At 56.3% G+C, this 17812-nt stretch carries 15 protein-coding genes and 4 tRNA genes; 17 read left to right on the forward strand and 2 right to left on the reverse strand.

Annotated elements, in window-relative coordinates; translation table 11 throughout:
- Positions 1-46: 46 nt before the first annotated feature.
- The 17 genes from wecA to PGS10_RS23545 all read left to right on the forward strand — a co-directional run bounded on the left by wecA (position 47) and on the right by PGS10_RS23545 (position 14955).
- Entirely contained in the window at positions 47-1150 is a 1104-nt protein-coding gene (gene wecA, locus PGS10_RS23465) for a UDP-N-acetylglucosamine--undecaprenyl-phosphate N-acetylglucosaminephosphotransferase (protein WP_015368885.1), read from the forward strand.
- Between the two features lie 13 nt (positions 1151-1163).
- Positions 1164-2210: an ECA polysaccharide chain length modulation protein gene (gene wzzE, locus PGS10_RS23470; protein WP_047045682.1), complete on the forward strand. Its 1047-nt coding sequence runs from the start codon at positions 1164-1166 to the stop codon at positions 2208-2210.
- A gap of 55 nt (positions 2211-2265) precedes the next feature.
- Entirely contained in the window at positions 2266-3396 is a 1131-nt protein-coding gene (gene wecB / locus PGS10_RS23475) for a non-hydrolyzing UDP-N-acetylglucosamine 2-epimerase (RefSeq protein WP_072048022.1), read from the forward strand.
- Positions 3393-4655 carry a UDP-N-acetyl-D-mannosamine dehydrogenase gene (gene wecC, locus PGS10_RS23480; RefSeq protein WP_045395557.1) on the forward strand — a complete coding sequence of 421 codons (1263 nt, stop codon included), beginning with the start codon at positions 3393-3395 and terminating at the stop codon, positions 4653-4655. The genes wecB and wecC overlap by 4 nt, the downstream gene beginning before the upstream one ends.
- The gene (gene rffG / locus PGS10_RS23485; RefSeq protein ID WP_316423572.1) at positions 4652-5719 is read left to right on the forward strand and encodes a dTDP-glucose 4,6-dehydratase; all 1068 of its coding nucleotides are present in this window, start codon (positions 4652-4654) and stop codon (positions 5717-5719) included. Before wecC ends, rffG begins: the two co-directional genes overlap by 4 nt.
- A gap of 18 nt (positions 5720-5737) precedes the next feature.
- Positions 5738-6619 (forward strand): glucose-1-phosphate thymidylyltransferase RfbA, encoded by an 882-nt coding sequence (rfbA, locus tag PGS10_RS23490; protein WP_015368880.1) that lies wholly within the window; start codon positions 5738-5740, stop codon positions 6617-6619.
- Complete coding sequence (gene rffC, locus PGS10_RS23495) at positions 6597-7271, forward strand: dTDP-4-amino-4,6-dideoxy-D-galactose acyltransferase (RefSeq protein WP_047078522.1); 675 nt, start codon at positions 6597-6599, stop codon at positions 7269-7271. The genes rfbA and rffC overlap by 23 nt, the downstream gene beginning before the upstream one ends.
- 4 nt (positions 7272-7275) lie before the next feature.
- Complete coding sequence (gene rffA, locus PGS10_RS23500) at positions 7276-8406, forward strand: dTDP-4-amino-4,6-dideoxygalactose transaminase (protein WP_047078523.1); 1131 nt, start codon at positions 7276-7278, stop codon at positions 8404-8406.
- 1 nt (position 8407) lies between these two features.
- Positions 8408-9658, forward strand: a complete 1251-nt coding sequence (gene wzxE, locus PGS10_RS23505) for a lipid III flippase WzxE (RefSeq protein WP_045378694.1) — start codon at positions 8408-8410, stop codon at positions 9656-9658.
- Positions 9655-10731, forward strand: coding sequence for a TDP-N-acetylfucosamine:lipid II N-acetylfucosaminyltransferase (locus PGS10_RS23510; protein ID WP_047045691.1), 1077 nt, complete (start codon positions 9655-9657; stop codon positions 10729-10731). The genes wzxE and PGS10_RS23510 overlap by 4 nt, the downstream gene beginning before the upstream one ends.
- Positions 10728-12074 (forward strand): ECA oligosaccharide polymerase, encoded by a 1347-nt coding sequence (gene wzyE, locus PGS10_RS23515; RefSeq protein WP_015368875.1) that lies wholly within the window; start codon positions 10728-10730, stop codon positions 12072-12074. Before PGS10_RS23510 ends, wzyE begins: the two co-directional genes overlap by 4 nt.
- Positions 12075-12085: 11 nt before the next feature.
- Entirely contained in the window at positions 12086-12826 is a 741-nt protein-coding gene (wecG, locus tag PGS10_RS23520; RefSeq protein ID WP_045395568.1) for a lipopolysaccharide N-acetylmannosaminouronosyltransferase, read from the forward strand.
- 205 nt (positions 12827-13031) lie between these two features.
- Positions 13032-14417 carry a bifunctional threonine/serine APC transporter ThrP gene (gene thrP, locus PGS10_RS23525; RefSeq protein WP_045395570.1) on the forward strand — a complete coding sequence of 462 codons (1386 nt, stop codon included), beginning with the start codon at positions 13032-13034 and terminating at the stop codon, positions 14415-14417.
- Between the two features lie 102 nt (positions 14418-14519).
- A tRNA-Arg gene (locus PGS10_RS23530) sits at positions 14520-14596 on the forward strand.
- A 55-nt stretch (positions 14597-14651) separates the two neighbouring features.
- Positions 14652-14727, forward strand: a tRNA-His gene (locus PGS10_RS23535).
- Positions 14728-14749: 22 nt separating this feature from the next.
- A tRNA-Leu gene (locus tag PGS10_RS23540) sits at positions 14750-14836 on the forward strand.
- 42 nt (positions 14837-14878) lie between these two features.
- Positions 14879-14955: transfer RNA gene (locus PGS10_RS23545), tRNA-Pro, on the forward strand.
- 466 nt (positions 14956-15421) lie between these two features.
- Here the strand turns inward: PGS10_RS23545 and hemY are convergent.
- A complete protein-coding gene (gene hemY / locus PGS10_RS23550) occupies positions 15422-16618 on the reverse strand; it encodes a protoheme IX biogenesis protein HemY (protein ID WP_042894676.1) in 1197 nt (398 codons plus the stop codon).
- A 3-nt stretch (positions 16619-16621) separates the two neighbouring features.
- Positions 16622-17794, reverse strand: a complete 1173-nt coding sequence (gene hemX, locus PGS10_RS23555; protein WP_045395572.1) for a uroporphyrinogen-III C-methyltransferase — start codon at positions 17792-17794, stop codon at positions 16622-16624.
- Positions 17795-17812 lie beyond the last annotated feature (18 nt).

Genomic DNA, 17812 nt, shown 5'->3' on the forward strand with positions numbered 1-17812 from the left:
TCATCGTTATACTCCCCGGATTAACTATGCTGAGAGCACATGTGTTGTGAATTTACTCACTGCTATTACTGAATTAATCAGTGTTTTCTTATTCACGACCCTCTTTATATTTGTTGCCCGTAAAGCAGCGAAAAAAATTGGGTTAGTGGATAAGCCAAACTATCGGAAACGGCATCAAGGTTTGATTCCGTTAGTTGGTGGTATCTCAGTTTATGCCGGTATTTGTTTTACCTTTGCGATTGCCGATTATTATATCCCTCATGCCACGCTGTATCTGGCCTGCGCGGGCGTGCTGGTGTTGGTCGGCGCATTAGATGACCGATTTGATATCAGCGTAAAAATTCGTGCGGTTATTCAGGCCGCGATAGCCGTTATCATGATGACGGCGGGTAATCTGCATCTCAGCAGTCTCGGCTATATTTTCGGTTCGTGGGAGTTAGTCCTCGGCCCATTTGGTTTTTTCCTCACCCTTTTCGCCGTTTGGGCGGCAATCAACGCCTTCAATATGGTAGATGGCATTGACGGACTGCTCGGCGGGTTATCGTCCGTCTCCTTTGCCGCAACCGGCATCATCCTGTGGTTTGACGGCCAGTACAGCCTGGCAATGTGGTGTTTTGCGATGATTGCCGCCATTCTGCCCTATATTTTACTTAATCTCGGCGCGCTTGGACGTCGCTATAAAGTGTTTATGGGTGATGCCGGCAGCACCATGATTGGCTTCACCATTATCTGGATCCTGCTGGAAACGACGCAGGGCAAAACGCATCCCATCAGCCCGGTGACGGCGCTGTGGATTATTGCGATTCCATTGATGGATATGGTGGCGATTATGTATCGCCGCCTGAGAAAGGGGATGAGCCCATTCTCGCCAGACCGTCAGCATATTCATCATTTGATCATGCGTGCCGGGTTTACTTCCCGGCAGGCCTTTGTCCTGATTACGCTGGCTGCCGCTTTATTGGCGCTGGTCGGCGTAGTGGCGGAATACACCCGTATTGTTCCTGAATGGGTGATGTTAATACTCTTTTTGTTTGCTTTTTTACTTTATGGCTACTGCATTAAGCGCGCATGGAAAGTGGCGCGTCTGGTTAAGCGCATTAGACGCAGAATTCGGCGACACAGCGGCAATAATCCAAATTTAACCAAGTAAAACTGGGGACGTGATGACTCAACCATTACCGGGAGCACAAGCAGTGAACGTTGAGAACGAACTGGATATTCGCGGGCTGTTTCGCGCCTTATGGGCAGGAAAAGGCTGGATAGTCGGCATCGCCGTGCTATTCGCGCTGATCGTTCTTATTTATTCCTTTTTTGCTCGCCAGGAGTGGAGCGCGACGGCAATTACCGACCGGCCGACCGTCAATATGCTGGGTGGATACTATTCGCAACAGCAGTTCTTACGTAACCTGGATATCAAAGCCGATTTGGCTTCGGTAGACCAACCTTCCGCCATGGATGAGGCATACAAAGAGTTTATTATGCAACAGGCGTCATGGGATACCCGCCGTGACTTCTGGCTGCAGACCGACTACTACAAGCAGCGTCAGTCAGGCAACGCGCGCGCGGATGCCGCGATGCTTGACGATCTGATCAACGATATTCAGTTTATCCCGGGCGACCCGCTGAAAAGCGTCAATGACAGCATCAAGCTGACGGCGGAGACCGCGCCAGATGCCAATAATCTGCTGCGTCAGTACGTCGCTTTCGCCAGTCAGCGTGCCGCCGGTCATCTTAATGATGAGCTGAAGGGCGCCTGGGCGGCGCGTACCGTACAGATGAAAGCGCAGGTGAAGCGTCAGGAAGAGGTGGCGAGCGAGATCTACAACCGCCGCGTGCAGAGCGTCGAGCAGGCGTTGAAAATCGCCCAGCAGCATAACATTTCACGCAGCGAGACCGATGTTCCGGCGGAGCAGCTGCCGGCCTCCGAACTCTTCTTACTGGGCCGGCCGATGCTGCAGGCGCGCCTCGAAAATCTGCAGGCCGTAGGGCCGGAATACGATCTCGACTATGACCAGAACCGCGCCATGCTGAACACGCTAAACGTTGGCCCGACGCTGGATCCACGTTTTCAGACTTACAGATATTTGCGTACGCCGGAAGAACCTGTAAAACGCGATAGCCCGCGGCGCGTATTTCTGATGATCATGTGGGGGATTGTGGGCGCGCTCATCGGCGCAGGCGTGGCGTTAGCACGTCGTCGTGTCCAGTGAATGGGGCCTGTGATGAAGGCTCCGCGCCATCATCACCTAATCGAAGAGAATCGATGTGAAAGTACTAACTGTATTTGGCACGAGACCAGAAGCCATCAAGATGGCGCCGCTGGTCCATGCGCTGGCAAAGGATCCTCATTTTGAGGCAAAGGTTTGCGTAACCGCGCAGCATCGGGAGATGCTCGATCAGGTGTTGAAACTGTTTTCGATTACGCCGGACTACGATCTGAACATTATGCAGCCGGGGCAGGGATTAACCGAGATTACCTGCCGTATTCTGCAAGGTTTAAAGCCGGTACTGGAGTCGTTTAAGCCGGACGTGGTGCTGGTACATGGCGATACCACGACGACGATGGCGGCCAGTCTGGCGGCGTTTTATCAGCGTATCCCGGTGGGCCACGTAGAAGCGGGCCTGCGTACCGGCGATCTGAACTCGCCGTGGCCGGAAGAGGGCAACCGCACGCTGACCGGGCGCCTGGCGATGTACCATTTTGCCCCGACCGCCACCTCGCGCGATAACCTGCTGCGGGAAAATATTGACGCAGAACGTATTACCGTCACCGGTAATACGGTGATCGATGCGCTGTTTTGGGTTCGCGATCGTGTCCTTGGCGATGAGGCGCTGCGCAATGAACTGATGCAGCGCTACCCGTTCCTCGAAGCGGATAAGAAATTAATTCTGGTGACCGGCCACCGTCGCGAGAGCTTTGGTCTCGGCTTCGAGCACATTTGCCATGCGCTGGCGGATATCGCCAGCCATCATCCTGATGTGCAGATTGTTTACCCGGTTCACCTGAACCCGAATGTCAGTGAACCGGTTAATCGTATTCTCGGCCATGTCGCCAACGTGAAATTAATTGAACCGCAGGATTACCTGCCGTTCGTCTGGCTGATGAATCGCGCGTGGCTGATTCTGACCGATTCCGGCGGGATTCAGGAAGAGGCGCCGTCGCTGGGTAAACCGGTACTGGTGATGCGCGAAATGACGGAACGTCCGGAGGCGGTCGCCGCCGGCACCGTGCGGCTGGTCGGCACTGACAGACAGCGTATCGTTGATGAAGTCACCCGGCTGCTGCAGGATGATGCCGCCTGGCAGGCGATGAGCCGGGCCCATAATCCTTACGGCGATGGACAGGCATGCGATCGTATTTTATCCGCCCTTAAAAATAATCAGGTAACGCTATGAGTTTTTCTACCATTTCAGTGATTGGCCTTGGATACATTGGTCTGCCAACCGCTGCCGCATTTGCGTCCCGGCAACGGCGGGTGGTTGGCGTGGACATCAATCAACACGCCGTAGAGACCATTAACCGTGGTGAGATTCATATCGTCGAGCCGGATTTAGCGAGCGTCGTAAAAACGGCGGTTGAACAGGGATATTTAAGCGCCACCACCGTGCCGGTGGAGTCTGACGCCTACCTGATTGCCGTCCCGACGCCGTTTAAAGGCGGACATGAGCCAGATATGGCCTTTGTCGAATCCGCCGCTAAATCTATTGCGCCGACCCTGAAGAAAGGGGCATTGGTGATCCTGGAATCCACTTCGCCGGTCGGTTCGACCGAACAGATGGCCGAGTGGCTGGCGGCGATGCGCCCCGATCTCAGCTTCCCACAGCAGGTGGGCGAGGCGGCTGACGTTAATATCGCCTACTGTCCAGAGCGCGTGCTGCCGGGGCAGGTGATGGTTGAACTCATCAAAAACGACCGCGTAATTGGCGGTATGTCGCCGGTCTGTTCGGCGCGCGCCAGTGAGCTATATAAAATTTTCCTTGAAGGCGAATGCGTAGTGACTAACTCGCGCACTGCGGAAATGTGCAAGCTGACGGAAAACAGCTTCCGCGACGTCAACATCGCCTTTGCTAACGAACTATCGCTGATTTGCGCCGATCAGGGGATCAACGTCTGGGAACTGATCCGCCTGGCGAACCGCCATCCGCGCGTCAATATTCTGCAGCCGGGTCCGGGCGTCGGCGGCCACTGTATCGCCGTCGATCCGTGGTTTATCGTGGCGCAAAACCCGCAGCAGGCGCGTCTGATTCGCACCGCGCGCGAGGTAAACGACCACAAGCCGGAATGGGTTATCGAACGGGTGAAAGCACAGGTTGCCGAGTGCCTGAATGCCAGCAATAAACGCGCCAGCGAACTGACTATTGCCTGCTTCGGCCTGGCCTTTAAGCCTAACATTGATGATCTACGTGAAAGCCCGGCGATGGAAATTGCCGCGCAGATCGCCCGCTGGCACAGCGGCGCGACGCAGGTGGTTGAGCCCAACATTCACGCGCTGCCGAAGAAACTTGATGGCCTGTGTACGCTGGCGACACTTGATGACGCGCTGGCGAGCGCCGATGTGCTGGTGATGCTGGTCGATCACAACGAGTTTAAAGCCGTTAGCGGCGATAGCGTTGCTCAGGCCTATATCATCGACACCAAAGGAGTGTGGCGGTGAGAACGATTCTGGTCACCGGCGGCGCGGGCTTTATTGGCTCCGCGGTAGTGCGTGAAATCATCCAGCACACCGCCGATCGCGTCGTGGTCGTGGATAAGCTGACCTACGCCGGCAATTTGATGTCGCTGGCGCCGGTGGCGCAGGATGCGCGTTTTGCCTTTGAACAGGTGGATATCTGTAACCGGGCTGAGCTGGATCGCGTCTTTCGCCAGCATCAACCCGATACGGTGATGCATCTGGCGGCGGAAAGCCATGTCGATCGTTCCATCGATGGCCCGGCGGCGTTCATCGAAACCAATATCGTCGGTACCTATACGCTGCTGGAAGCCGCGCGCAGCTGGTGGAATACGCTGACGGCGGAGCAAAAATCGGCGTTTCGCTTCCATCATATCTCGACGGACGAAGTGTATGGCGATCTGCACGGCAGCGATGATTTCTTTACCGAGACCACGCCTTATGCGCCAAGCAGCCCCTATTCGGCCTCGAAAGCCAGTAGCGACCATCTGGTACGCGCCTGGCAGCGTACCTATGGCCTGCCGACGCTTATCACTAATTGCTCGAATAACTACGGCCCGTATCACTTCCCGGAGAAGCTGATCCCGTTGATTATTCTCAACGCGTTGGCGGGAAAACCGCTACCGGTTTACGGTAACGGCCAACAAATTCGCGACTGGCTGTATGTCGAAGACCACGCCAGAGCGCTGTATCTGGTGGCGACCCGCGGCGAACCGGGCGAAACTTACAATATCGGCGGCCATAACGAACGCAAAAACATCGAGGTGGTGGAAACCATTTGCGAATTGCTCGAAGAGCTGGCGCCGCAAAAGCCGCAGGGCGTGGCGCACTATCACGATTTGATAACCTTCGTTGCTGACCGGCCGGGCCACGATCTGCGTTATGCGATTGATGCGGCGAAGATTGCACGCGAGCTGGGCTGGACGCCGGATGAGACCTTTACTTCCGGCATGCGCAAGACCGTCCAGTGGTATCTGGCAAATGAGGCATGGTGGCGGCAGGTTCAGGACGGTAGCTATCAGGGCGAGCGTCTTGGGCTGCACGGCTAACTGGCCCAGGAGGGCATGATGAAAGGTATTATTCTGGCAGGCGGTTCCGGTACGCGCCTGCATCCCATCACGCGCGGCGTGTCGAAACAGCTGCTGCCGATTTACGACAAGCCGATGATTTACTACCCGCTGTCGGTGTTAATGCTGGCCGGGATCCGTGAAATCCTTATCATCACCACGCCGGAAGATCAGCGCGATTTCCAACGCCTGCTCGGCGATGGCTCCGAGTTCGGTATCCAATTGCATTATGCCGTTCAGCCGACTCCTGATGGTTTAGCCCAGGCATTTATTATCGGGGAAGCGTTTCTCAACGGCGAACCGGCGTGCCTGGTGTTGGGCGATAATATCTTCTTTGGCCAGAGCTTTAGCCCTAAGCTGCGTAGCGTCGCAACCCGCACCGAAGGGGCGACGGTATTTGGCTATCAGGTGATGGATCCTGAGCGCTTCGGCGTAGTGGAGTTTGATGACAACTTCCGCGCCTTGTCGCTGGAGGAAAAGCCGAAACAACCCAAGTCGAACTGGGCGGTCACCGGGCTTTATTTCTACGATGGAAAAGTGGCCGAATACGCCAAACGGGTCAAACCGTCCGAGCGCGGCGAGCTGGAAATTACCTCCATCAACCAGATGTATCTTGAGGATGGCGCGTTAACCGTCGAGCTGCTTGGGCGCGGCTTTGCGTGGCTGGATACCGGCACGCACGATAGCCTGATTGAAGCCAGCATGTTTGTGCAGACGGTAGAGAAGCGGCAGGGCTTTAAAATCGCCTGTCTGGAAGAAATAGCCTGGCGTAACGGCTGGCTTGATGATGACGGCGTCAAACGCGCCGCGAAGCGGCTGGAAAAAACCGGCTATGGCCAATACTTGCTGGATCTCCTCCGTGCCCGCCCGCGCCAGTATTGAAGCGCTGGAGTGGGAAAACCGCTTCTTCGCCGTTAATAGCGGCATCGTTCGCTTTGACGAACGCGCGCCGCTGCTCACCGCTGAAGCCCTGGCGGGATGGTCGCGAGTGCAGGCGAAAGTCGCCGCCAGCGACACCGTCCGGCTGGATGCGCTACAGGAGATCGGTTTTCAACTGGTGGAAGGCGAGGTCGATCTGGCGTTGCCGGTAGGCGAGCCGGCTGATGCTGGCGCCGAATGGGCCGTTGAAGGCGATATTGCGCGACTACGCGAACTGGCGGCGCAGGCCTTTGCCATGAGCCGTTTTCGCGCTCCCTGGTACGCCGCTGACGCCAGCGGCCGTTTCTACGCGCAATGGATTGAAAACGCGGTACTGGGAACCTTTGATCACCAGTGTCTGTTATTTCGCGCCTCCGATGGCGACATCCGCGCATTTGTTTCTTTGCGTCAGCTCAATGACACCGACGCGCGTATCGGCCTGTTGGCCGGGCGCGGCGCTGGCGCCGAGCTTATGCAGGCGGCGCGCCACTGGGCGGCGCAACGCGGGCTTTCTACACTGCGGGTGGCGACCCAAATGGGCAACACCGCCGCGCTTAAACGTTATATTCTCAGCGGTGCGAATGTGGAAAGCACCGCGTACTGGTTATACAGGTGACACGATGATTCCATTTAACGCACCGCCGGTGGTGGGAACCGAGCTCGATTACATGCAATCGGCGATGAACAGCGGCAAGCTTTGCGGCGACGGCGGTTTTACCCGTCGCTGCCAGCAGTGGTTTGAACAGCGCTTCGGCACCGCGAAGGCGCTGCTGACGCCATCCTGCACCGCGTCTCTGGAAATGGCGGCGCTGCTGCTGGATATTCAGCCGGGCGATGAAGTCATCATGCCCAGCTATACCTTTGTTTCCACCGCCAATGCCTTTGTGCTGCGCGGGGCGAAAATCGTCTTCGTCGATATCCGTCGCGATACGATGAATATTGATGAGTCGTTGATAGAAGCGGCGATCACCGATAAAACCCGGGCGATCGTGCCGGTGCATTATGCGGGCGTGGCCTGTGAGATGGACACCATCATGGCGCTCGCCGTCAAATATAACCTGTACGTGGTGGAAGACGCCGCGCAGGGCGTGATGTCCACCTATAAGGGCCGCGCGCTGGGCACCATCGGCCATATCGGTTGCTTTAGCTTCCATGAGACGAAAAACTACACCGCTGGTGGTGAAGGCGGCGCAACGCTTATCAACGATCCTAAATTGGTGGAACGCGCGGAGATCATTCGCGAAAAAGGCACTAACCGTAGCCAGTTCTTCCGCGGTCTGGTGGATAAGTACACCTGGCGCGATATCGGTTCCAGCTATTTGATGTCCGATCTGCAGGCCGCCTATCTCTGGGCGCAGCTTGAAGCCGCTGAGCGGATTAACCAGCAGCGCCTGATGCTGTGGCAAAATTATTATGACGCGCTGCTGCCGCTGGCGCGCGCGGGCCGTATCGATCTGCCGGCGGTGCCGGCGGATTGCGGGCAAAACGCGCATATGTTTTACATTAAGCTGCGGGATAACGATGACCGCGCGGCGCTGATTAACTGGCTGAAAGAGGCAGAAATTCTGGCGGTGTTCCACTATATTCCGCTCCATAGCTGCCCGGCTGGCGAACTGTTCGGCGAGTTCTGCGGCGAAGATCGTTATACCACCCAGGAGAGCGAACGCCTGTTGCGTTTACCGCTGTTCTACAACCTGTCTGCGGTAAACCAACGGACGGTGATTAACTCGCTGCTGAGCTACTTCTCCTGATATGTCGTTGGCAAAAGCGTCACTGTGGACCGCGGCGTCCACGTTAGTCAAAATAGGCGCCGGTCTGCTGGTGGTAAAGCTGCTGGCGGTCTCATTCGGCCCGGCGGGCGTAGGCCAGGCCGGTAACTTCCGGCAACTGGTCACCGTCCTTGGCGTACTGGCTGGCGCCGGGATTTTTAATGGCGTCACTAAGCTGGTTGCCCAACATCACGACGATCCGCTACGCCTGAAGCAGGTGGTCGGGACGTCGTCATCAATGGTGCTCGGTTTTTCCACCCTGCTGGCGCTGGTCTTTTTGCTGGCGGCGGCGCCGATAAGCCAGGCGCTGTTCGGCCATTCGCACTATCAGAATCTGGTACGTCTGGTGGCGCTGGTGCAGATGGGGATCGCGTGGGCCAACTATCTGCTGGCGCTGATGAAAGGGTTTCGCGATGCGGCGGGTAACGCTTTTTCGCTGATTGCCGGTAGCCTGATTGGCGTGGCGGCCTATTACGCCTGTTACTACTTCGGTGGTTATCAGGGGGCGCTGTTAGGGCTGGCGTTAGTCCCCGCGCTGGTGGTGGTTCCGGCCGCCATTATGCTATGGCGACGTGGCGCGATCCCGCTGAGCGCGCTACGTCCGCGTTGGGATAACGGCCTTGCAGGGCAGCTATCGAAATTTACCCTGATGGCGCTGATTACCTCGGTGACGCTGCCGGTGGCCTATGTGATGATGCGTAATCTGCTGGCGGCGCATTACGGCTGGGAGGCGGTCGGCATCTGGCAGGGGGTGAGCAGTATCTCGGATGCCTACCTGCAGTTTATTACCGCTTCCTTTAGCGTATATCTGCTGCCGACGTTGTCGCGGCTGAGCGCCAAAACGGACATCACGCGTGAAATAGTGAAGTCGTTGAAATTCGTCCTGCCGGCGGTGGCGGCGGCGAGCCTGACGGTCTGGCTGCTGCGCGATTTTGCCATCTGGTTACTGTTTTCCGCGCGCTTCACCGCGATGCGCGACCTGTTCGCCTGGCAGTTAGTGGGCGATGTTTTAAAAGTTGGCGCTTACGTTTACGGCTATCTGGTGATCGCCAAAGCGTCATTGCGTTTTTATATTCTGACGGAAATCAGCCAGTTCACGCTGCTGACCGCATTTTCACACTGGCTTATTCCGGCGCACGGCGCACTTGGCGCGGCGCAGGCGTATATGGCCACTTATATTGTTTATTTCGCCCTTTGTAGTGGCGTGTTTTTACTCTGGCGTAAACGGGCATGACAGCACTGATACACGTACTGGGATCGGATATCCCGCACCACAACCAGACCGTATTGCGGTTCTTTAACGACGAACTGGCCGCCGACGCGCGGGCCAGGACGTTTATGGTCGTGGGTGATGCGACAGGTATGCGCGAGGCGTATCCGGCGCTGGAAATTACCTGCTACCCGGGAAAAAAATCGCTGGCGCAGGCGGCGATCGCCAAAGCGAAAGCCGATCGCCAGCAGCGCTTTTTTTTCCACGGTCAGTTTAATACCGGTCTGTGGCTGGCGCTGTTGAGCGGCGGGATCCGCCCGTCGCAGTTTAACTGGCATATCTGGGGCGCGGATCTGTATGAAAACTCAGCCAGCCTGAAATTCCGTCTGTTTTATCCTCTGCGCCGCATGGCGCAAGGGCGGGTAGGACGCGTTTTCGCCACCCGCGGCGATCTCAGCTGGTTTGCGAACCGCCATCCGCGAGTGCCGGGCGAACTGCTGTATTTCCCGACCCGCATGGATCCATCGCTAAATTCTCTTGCCGATACCGCCCCGCGCGGTGACACCCTGACCATTCTGGTCGGAAATTCCGGCGATCGTAGTAATGAGCATATTGCAGCGTTAAAGGCGATTTATCAGCAATTTGGCGATACGGTGAATGTCATCGTACCGATGGGCTATCCGGCCAACAATGAAGCCTACATTGATGAAGTTCGTCAGGCGGGAGCGGCGCTGTTTAGTCGCGAGCATCTGCAGATCCTCAGCGAGAAGCTTGAGTTTGATGATTATCTGGCGCTGCTGCGCCGCTGCGATCTGGGTTATTTCCTGTTTGCGCGCCAGCAGGGTATCGGCACGCTGTGCCTGCTGGTTCAGGCGGGTATTCCCTGCGTGCTCAATCGCGAAAATCCGTTCTGGCAGGATATGACCGAACAACAGATCCCGGTGCTGTTTACCAGCGATACTCTGAATGTCGACGTGGTGCGTGAAGCACAGCGCCAGTTAGCGAGCGTTGATAAAACGCAAATCGCTTTCTTCCGCCCGAACTATCTGGCGGGCTGGCAGCGGGCGTTACAGCTGGCAGCGGAGGATCGGGTATGACGTTAATGCAATTTAGCGGGCTATTGGTGGTCTGGCTGCTGTCGACGCTGTTTATCGCCACCGCCACCTGGTTTGAGTTCCGCCGCGTGCGCTTTAACTTCAACGTCTTTTTCTCGTTGTTGTTCCTGCTCACCTTTTTCTTCGGCTTCCCGTTAACCAGTATCCTGGTGTTCCGCTTTGACGTCAGCGTGGCGCCGCCGGAGATTTTGCTGCAGACGCTGCTGGTTGCGGTGTGCTTCTACGCCATCTACTACGTGACCTACAAAACGCGACTGCGTCCGGCATCGCGTGATGTTCCACGTCGCCCGCTGTTCACCATGAACCGGGTTGAAACCCATCTGGCCTGGGGGATTTTGATGGGGCTGGCGCTGCTGTGCGTCGGTATCTTCTTCGCCCACAACGGTTTTCTGCTATTTAAGCTCAATTCATACAGCCAGATATTCTCTGCGGAAGTGTCCGGCGTGGCGTTGAAGCGCTTCTTCTACTTCTTTATTCCGGCGATGCTGGTGATCTATTTCCTGCGTCAGGATTACAAGGCGTGGATTTTCTTCCTGGTGAGCACCGTCGCCTTTGGCCTGCTGACCTACGCGATCGTCGGCGGCACCCGCGCCAATATCATTATCGCTTTCGCTATCTTCCTGTTTATCGGCATTATTCGCGGCTGGATCAGCCTGTGGATGCTGGCGGCGGCGGGCGTGCTGGGTATTGTCGGCATGTTCTGGTTGGCGTTGAAGCGCTACGGGATGAACGTTAGCGGCGATGAAGCGTTTTATACTTTCCTCTATCTCACGCGTGATACCTTCTCGCCGTGGGAGAACCTGGCGCTGCTGCTGCAGAACTACGACAAGATTGAGTTCCAGGGGCTGGCGCCGATGATCCGCGACTTCTACGTCTTTATCCCCAGCTGGATGTGGCACGGTCGCCCGACAATGGTGCTGAATACCGCCAATTACTTCACGTGGGAAGTATTAAACAACCATTCGGGGCTGGCGATATCGCCGACGCTGATTGGTTCGCTGGTGGTGATGGGCGGCGTATGGTTCGTACCGCTGGGCGCCGTCGCGGTAGGGCTTATCATTAAATGGTTTGACTGGTTGTACGAACTTGGCAATCGGGAGAGCAATCGCTACAAAGCGGCTATCCTGCACAGTTTCTGTTTCGGCGCTATCTTCAACATGATAGTGCTGGCACGCGAAGGGTTGGATTCGTTCGGCTCCCGCGTGGTGTTTTTCCTCGTGATCTTTGGTATCTGCTTGTTAGCGGCGAAATTGCTGTACTGGCTCCTGGACAGCGCAGGATTGATTCATAAGCGGGTGAAGCCGCTTTCGCAACCGCAGGTATGATAAGGATGAACATGACTGATAACACTTCCGCGCCGCAGTATGCGCTGCGAGGGCTGCAGCTTATTGGCTGGCGCGACATGCAGCATGCGCTCAACTATCTCTTCGCCGACGGCGAACTGCGTCAGGGAACGCTGGTCGCGATCAACGCCGAAAAAATGCTGGCGGTAGAAGATATCCCGGAAGTGCGTGCGCTGATTGAGGCCGCCGAGTTTAAATATGCCGACGGCATCAGCGTCGTGCGATCATTACGCAAAAAATATCCGCAGGCTGAGGTGTCGCGCGTTGCCGGCGCCGATCTGTGGGAAGCCTTAATGGAGCGCGCCGGGGCGCAGGGAACGCCGGTGTTTCTGATTGGCGGCAAGCCCGAGGTGCTGGCGGAGACGCAAGCGAAGCTACGTGAGCGCTGGAAGGTGAATATCGTCGGCAGCCAGGACGGCTATTTTTCCGCCGATCAGCGCCAGCAGTTGTTTGAACGGGTACGCGACAGCGGGGCGAAAATTGTCACCGTCGCGATGGGATCGCCGCGCCAGGAAATTCTGATGCGCGACTGTCGACTGGTGTATCCCGCCGCGTTGTATATGGGCGTTGGCGGCACTTATGACGTCTTTACCGGCCACGTTCACCGGGCGCCAAAATTCTGGCAGAACCTGGGGCTGGAGTGGTTCTATCGCCTGCTCCTGCAGCCGAGCCGCATCAAAAGACAGTTCCGTCTACTGCGCTATTTACGTTGGCATTATTCCGGCAAGCTCTGATATTCCACTGCAACCAGACGAGATTGCATACATATTCTGTGTAATCTCTTCACTCGCCTGATACTTTATTTGCCATTTCCGTAAAATTAATTAACCATTCGCATGCTTCAAACGCGTGGGGGAGACCTGCGCGTCGGCAAGGCTATGGTTTCAATGAATAACAATAACCGGGAGTACCCGGAGTACAGCAAACACAAGAGGCTTTATGACTGAGAAAAAAGCGGAACTCCAGCGTGGACTGGAGGCCCGGCATATTGAGCTAATCGCGCTAGGCGGGACGATTGGCGTAGGGTTATTCATGGGTGCGGCAAGTACGCTGAAGTGGGCCGGTCCATCCGTCCTGCTGGCGTATATTATCGCCGGTTTATTTGTCTTCTTTATCATGCGTTCGATGGGCGAGATGTTGTTCCTCGAACCAGTAACCGGCTCATTCGCCGTTTACGCACATCGCTACATGAGCCCGTTCTTCGGCTATCTCACGGCCTGGTCATACTGGTTTATGTGGATGGCGGTGGGGATATCTGAGATCACCGCCATCGGGGTATACGTGCAGTTCTGGTTCCCGGAGATGGCGCAGTGGATCCCGGCGCTAATTGCCGTCGGACTGGTGGCGTTGGCTAACCTGGCGGCAGTGCGTCTGTACGGCGAGATCGAGTTCTGGTTTGCGATGATTAAAGTCACCACCATTATCGTGATGATTGTCATCGGCCTGGGGGTCATCTTCTTTGGTTTCGGCAACGGCGGACAGTCGATCGGTTTTGGCAACCTTACCGAGCACGGCGGCTTCTTCGCCGGCGGCTGGAAAGGCTTCCTGACGGCGCTGTGTATTGTCGTCGCCTCTTATCAGGGCGTTGAACTTATCGGTATCACCGCCGGGGAAGCGAAAAACCCACAGGTCACGTTGCGTAGCGCGGTAGGCAAGGTGCTGTGGCGTATCCTGATTTTCTACGTGGGGGCGATTTTCGTTATCGTGACTATCTTCCCGTGGAACCAGATTGGCTCGACCGGTAGCCCATTCGTTCTCACCTTCGCCAAAATCGGCATTACCGCGGCGGCGGGGATTATCAACTTCGTGGTGCTGACCGCCGCGCTGTCGGGCTGTAACAGCGGGATGTATAGCTGTGGACGCATGTTATATGCGCTGGCGCGTAATCGTCAGCTACCGGCGGCAATGGCCAAAGTGTCGCGTCAGGGCGTACCGGTAGCGGGCGTTGCGCTGTCGATCGTGATTCTGCTAATCGGTTCGTGCCTGAACTACATTATTCCTAACCCGCAGCGCGTGTTTGTCTATGTCTATAGCGCCAGCGTGTTGCCGGGGATGGTGCCGTGGTTTGTGATCCTGATAAGCCAGCTGCGTTTCCGCCGCGAGCATCAGCAGGCGATGGCCAGCCATCCGTTCCGTTCGCTGTTGTTCCCGTGGGCGAACTATTTGACGATGGCATTCCTCGTTTGTGTGCTGATCGGCATGGGAATCAACGATGAAACCCGGATGTCGCTCTTTGTCGGGATTATTTTCCTTGCCGCGGTGACCCTTATTTATAAGGTTTTCGGCCTCGGCAAGCGGGGAAATCTCGATAAAACGGCGGAATAAGCGCCAAAGCGCACAAACTGTGAGCAAATAGAAATTTTATTTAAAAAGGCACTAGACAGGGGTGGGGGAAGTCCGTATTATCCACCCCCGCAACGGCGCTAAGCGCCCGTAGCTCAGCTGGATAGAGCGCTGCCCTCCGGAGGCAGAGGTCTCAGGTTCGAATCCTGTCGGGCGCACCATTTACCCGGTGCTGGAGCTGCGGTGGTTTTAATACCGCGTAAAAGAATTGTTGTGGTGGCTATAGCTCAGTTGGTAGAGCCCTGGATTGTGATTCCAGTTGTCGTGGGTTCGAATCCCATTAGCCACCCCATTATTTGATAGAGTTGTGAATTGCGAAGGTGGCGGAATTGGTAGACGCGCTAGCTTCAGGTGTTAGTGTTCTTACGGACGTGGGGGTTCAAGTCCCCCCCCTCGCACCACGACTTTAAAGAATTGAACTAAAAATTCAAAAAGCAGTATTTCGGCGAGTAGCGCAGCTTGGTAGCGCAACTGGTTTGGGACCAGTGGGTCGGAGGTTCGAATCCTCTCTCGCCGACCAATTTTGAACCCCGCTTCGGCGGGGTTTTTTGTTTTCCGGTTTTCTCCAGTCGTCTTTTATCCCGCTGATCTTCCTCGTAAAAAATAGGTTCCACGTCTGCGAATTATTGTCCGGAATTGTCCCAAATGATTGCTGCGATAGATGCAATCTCGCTGGATCCTGTGCGATAATAACCGGGTAGATGCTCATTCCATCTCTTATGTTCGCCTTTGTGCCTCATAAACTCAGGAATGATGCAGAGCCGTACTTACGGTGCTTATCGTCCACTGATAGATGTCGCATTTCATATGTCTCATCAAACACCATGGACATAACGTTGAGTGAAGCACCCAATTTGTTGTCAAACAGACCTGTTTTAACGCCTGCCCTGATTTCAGCGCAGGCGTTTTTTTCTTTCAGGGGTAGGCTATTTTTTCGCGAGAGAAGGGCGCTATCGCCCCGAACGAGGCGATAGCGTTATCGTGAATTACTGCTGAGGGTTATTGTGTAGCGTCAACAGCAGGCCGTCACGGCGCATGGTCGCCGCTTCTTCCGGCTGGTGCAGGCGGTCGAGCGCATCGGCAAGCCACGCGTAATCAAAGGCATCCGGGCGCTGCTTAAGCGCGGCGCGGAAAGCGATACTGGCCTCCTGCCATTCACCGTGACGCATCAGCGACTGGCCCAGGGTGCTCCACAGCAGCGGACGGTCGCCGACGGCTTTGATCTGCTGGCGCAGCACTTTCTCCAGTTGTTCAGGATTATTGGTCTTCAGCCGCGGGATTGGCATAACCAGGCGGTCGTCGTACTGTTTCTTCAGACCATCGATAATAATCTGCTGTGCGGTGTCGTGATCGTCGCTCTCGATCAGGCGTTCGGCCATCGCCACCTGCAGCGGTATCAGGGCGCGCGTTTTACGGCTCTGGTTGCGCCACCACTCGCGTAGCCCTTCGCTACCGCCGTCGGCCAGCGCTTTGTCCATCAGGCCAATCCACGCCAGCTGTTCCAGCGCGGCGCGGTGCTCTTCATCCCCCACGTTGGCTTTCGCCATGGATGGAATGATGTCCAGCAGCGAATTCCACGCGCCGGTACGGGTATAGGCCTGCTCGGCAAGACGCAGCACCTCCGGATGACGCGGGGTCACTTCCAGTAGCTTATCGATGCCGTGACGGGCGGCGTGGTTTTCATTACGCGCCAGCTGTAGGCGCACGCGGGTGATTTCAACCGGGATCAGGTCATCGCCAGCCAGTTCGGCGGCGCGCTCAAGATGCTGATTGGCGCGAGCTTCATCACCGCGCTGTTGGGCCGCTTCCGCCGCTAACAGATAGTTCACTACCGGTTGTTCGGCGTGATCGGCATTTTTCGCCATCAGCTTTTCAACCTGTTGGTAATCGCCTTCCGCCAGTTTCAGCAGCGCTTGCTCGGTTTGCTTACGCGCGCGGCGGCGCTTACGGCCGACGAACCAGCCGCGCGTGTGCGCGCCGGTACGGAAAATGCGGCGCAACAGCCATTCAATGGCGAACAGCACCACCATTGCGAGGATCAGGATGATCACAAGGCCCGTCACGCTGGTTTCGATATTGTAGTTATCGGTCTGGATCAGAACGTAGCCCTGGTGGCCAGCGATCATCGGGCCGACGACGATCCCGGCGATCAGCAGTGCGAAAAGCAGGAGAATTTTCAGCATCGGTTATTCTCCTTGTGGCGCAGGGGCTGGCGCGGTCGGTGCTGGCGTCGGCGTCGGAGCGGCTGCCGCAGGCTGGGCCATTAAATTACGCACCCGAGTTTGCATCAGCTTTTCCAGCAGGCTCTGGCTCTGCAACGTTTCCGGTACGCTCATGGTGATACTTTGCTGACTGAGCTTATCCACCTCTTCAAGGAAAGCCTTGGTAGTGGCGTCTTCAGTATCGTAATAGGCGCGTACCCAGGTGGAGACGTTTTCCAGCGCCTGCTTATAGGTTTCTTCCTGATGACGCGGCACCGCCTGCGCGGCAACCAGCAGACGAGAACGGATATTTTCACGCAGATAGACATCCTGATTCGGCGCTAACAGCGGCACCGCCGTTTCGTCGCGGCGACGTATGGTAATGAAGCTATCCATAAAGTTCTGCCAGCTTTTCTGCAGGTTAACGCGCCATTCGCCGATGGAGCTGGAGAGCTCGTCGCTGTCGGCATCCATCGGAGAATCATCGTCGTTATTATCAGCCAGACGCAGATTGTCGATTTGGTTCGCCAGCTGGTTAACCTTGAGGATAATGCCGTCGTAATCGACCTGACTTACCGCCGACAGCGAAGCGATGTCATCGGTGATGGCGCGGCGCGCGCCGATAAGGCTTGGGTCGTTCATGTCGGCGAGGCTGGCATCGGCGCTTTTCAGCAGCGCGGCGGCGGTCGTCACATCCTGATCGCTCCACAGCTTACGTCCCGCCAGCTTAACCAGGAAATCAGCCTGCGCCAGCAGCCAGGTTTTGGCGTCGCTGCCGGAAATCACGGCGACTTTTTGCTGTAGCTCATCAAGCTGTTTCGTCAGGGTTTCCTGTTCGCGTTTGGCTTCGCTCAACCGATCGGCCTGCTGTTTGATAATGCCTTCCAGCTCGCTCTTCTGGCTGTCCTGCGCTTTTTGCAGCGCTGCGATCTGGCTTGATAATTCCGAGCTGGTTTCATTTTGGCGCGTGGATTGCTGTTTATTCAAACCATACAGGCCAATACCGGCGGCGAGGGCGATAGCGATAGCGATCGCGCTGAGCGCCAGGCTGGTTTTGTTGCCGGCCTTTTTCTTCTCGTTGTTTTCTGGCTGTGGCGTGGTTTCCACGGCCTCCCTGGTCTCTTCAACCACGGCGGATTGATTTTGTTGTTCCGTCATTATGGCTTCCAATGTTGA

Origin of the sequence: Klebsiella sp. 141153, assembly GCF_032601995.1 — a bacterium.
GTDB lineage: Bacteria > Pseudomonadota > Gammaproteobacteria > Enterobacterales > Enterobacteriaceae > Klebsiella > Klebsiella aerogenes.

Excerpts from the sequence above, each read along its gene's own strand:
- wzzE (WP_047045682.1), top strand. The coding sequence starts at position 1,164 with ATGACTCAACCATTACCGGGAGCACAAGCAGTGAACGTTGAGAACGAA.
- wecC (WP_045395557.1), top strand. The coding sequence starts at position 3,393 with ATGAGTTTTTCTACCATTTCAGTGATTGGCCTTGGATACATTGGTCTG.
- rfbA (WP_015368880.1), top strand. The coding sequence starts at position 5,738 with ATGAAAGGTATTATTCTGGCAGGCGGTTCCGGTACGCGCCTGCATCCC.
- rffA (WP_047078523.1), top strand. The coding sequence starts at position 7,276 with ATGATTCCATTTAACGCACCGCCGGTGGTGGGAACCGAGCTCGATTAC.
- wzxE (WP_045378694.1), top strand. The coding sequence starts at position 8,408 with ATGTCGTTGGCAAAAGCGTCACTGTGGACCGCGGCGTCCACGTTAGTC.
- PGS10_RS23510 (WP_047045691.1), top strand. The coding sequence starts at position 9,655 with ATGACAGCACTGATACACGTACTGGGATCGGATATCCCGCACCACAAC.
- wzyE (WP_015368875.1), top strand. The coding sequence starts at position 10,728 with ATGACGTTAATGCAATTTAGCGGGCTATTGGTGGTCTGGCTGCTGTCG.
- wecG (WP_045395568.1), top strand. The coding sequence starts at position 12,086 with ATGACTGATAACACTTCCGCGCCGCAGTATGCGCTGCGAGGGCTGCAG.
- thrP (WP_045395570.1), top strand. The coding sequence starts at position 13,032 with ATGACTGAGAAAAAAGCGGAACTCCAGCGTGGACTGGAGGCCCGGCAT.
- hemY (WP_042894676.1), bottom strand. The coding sequence starts at position 16,618 with ATGCTGAAAATTCTCCTGCTTTTCGCACTGCTGATCGCCGGGATCGTC.
- hemX (WP_045395572.1), bottom strand. The coding sequence starts at position 17,794 with ATGACGGAACAACAAAATCAATCCGCCGTGGTTGAAGAGACCAGGGAG.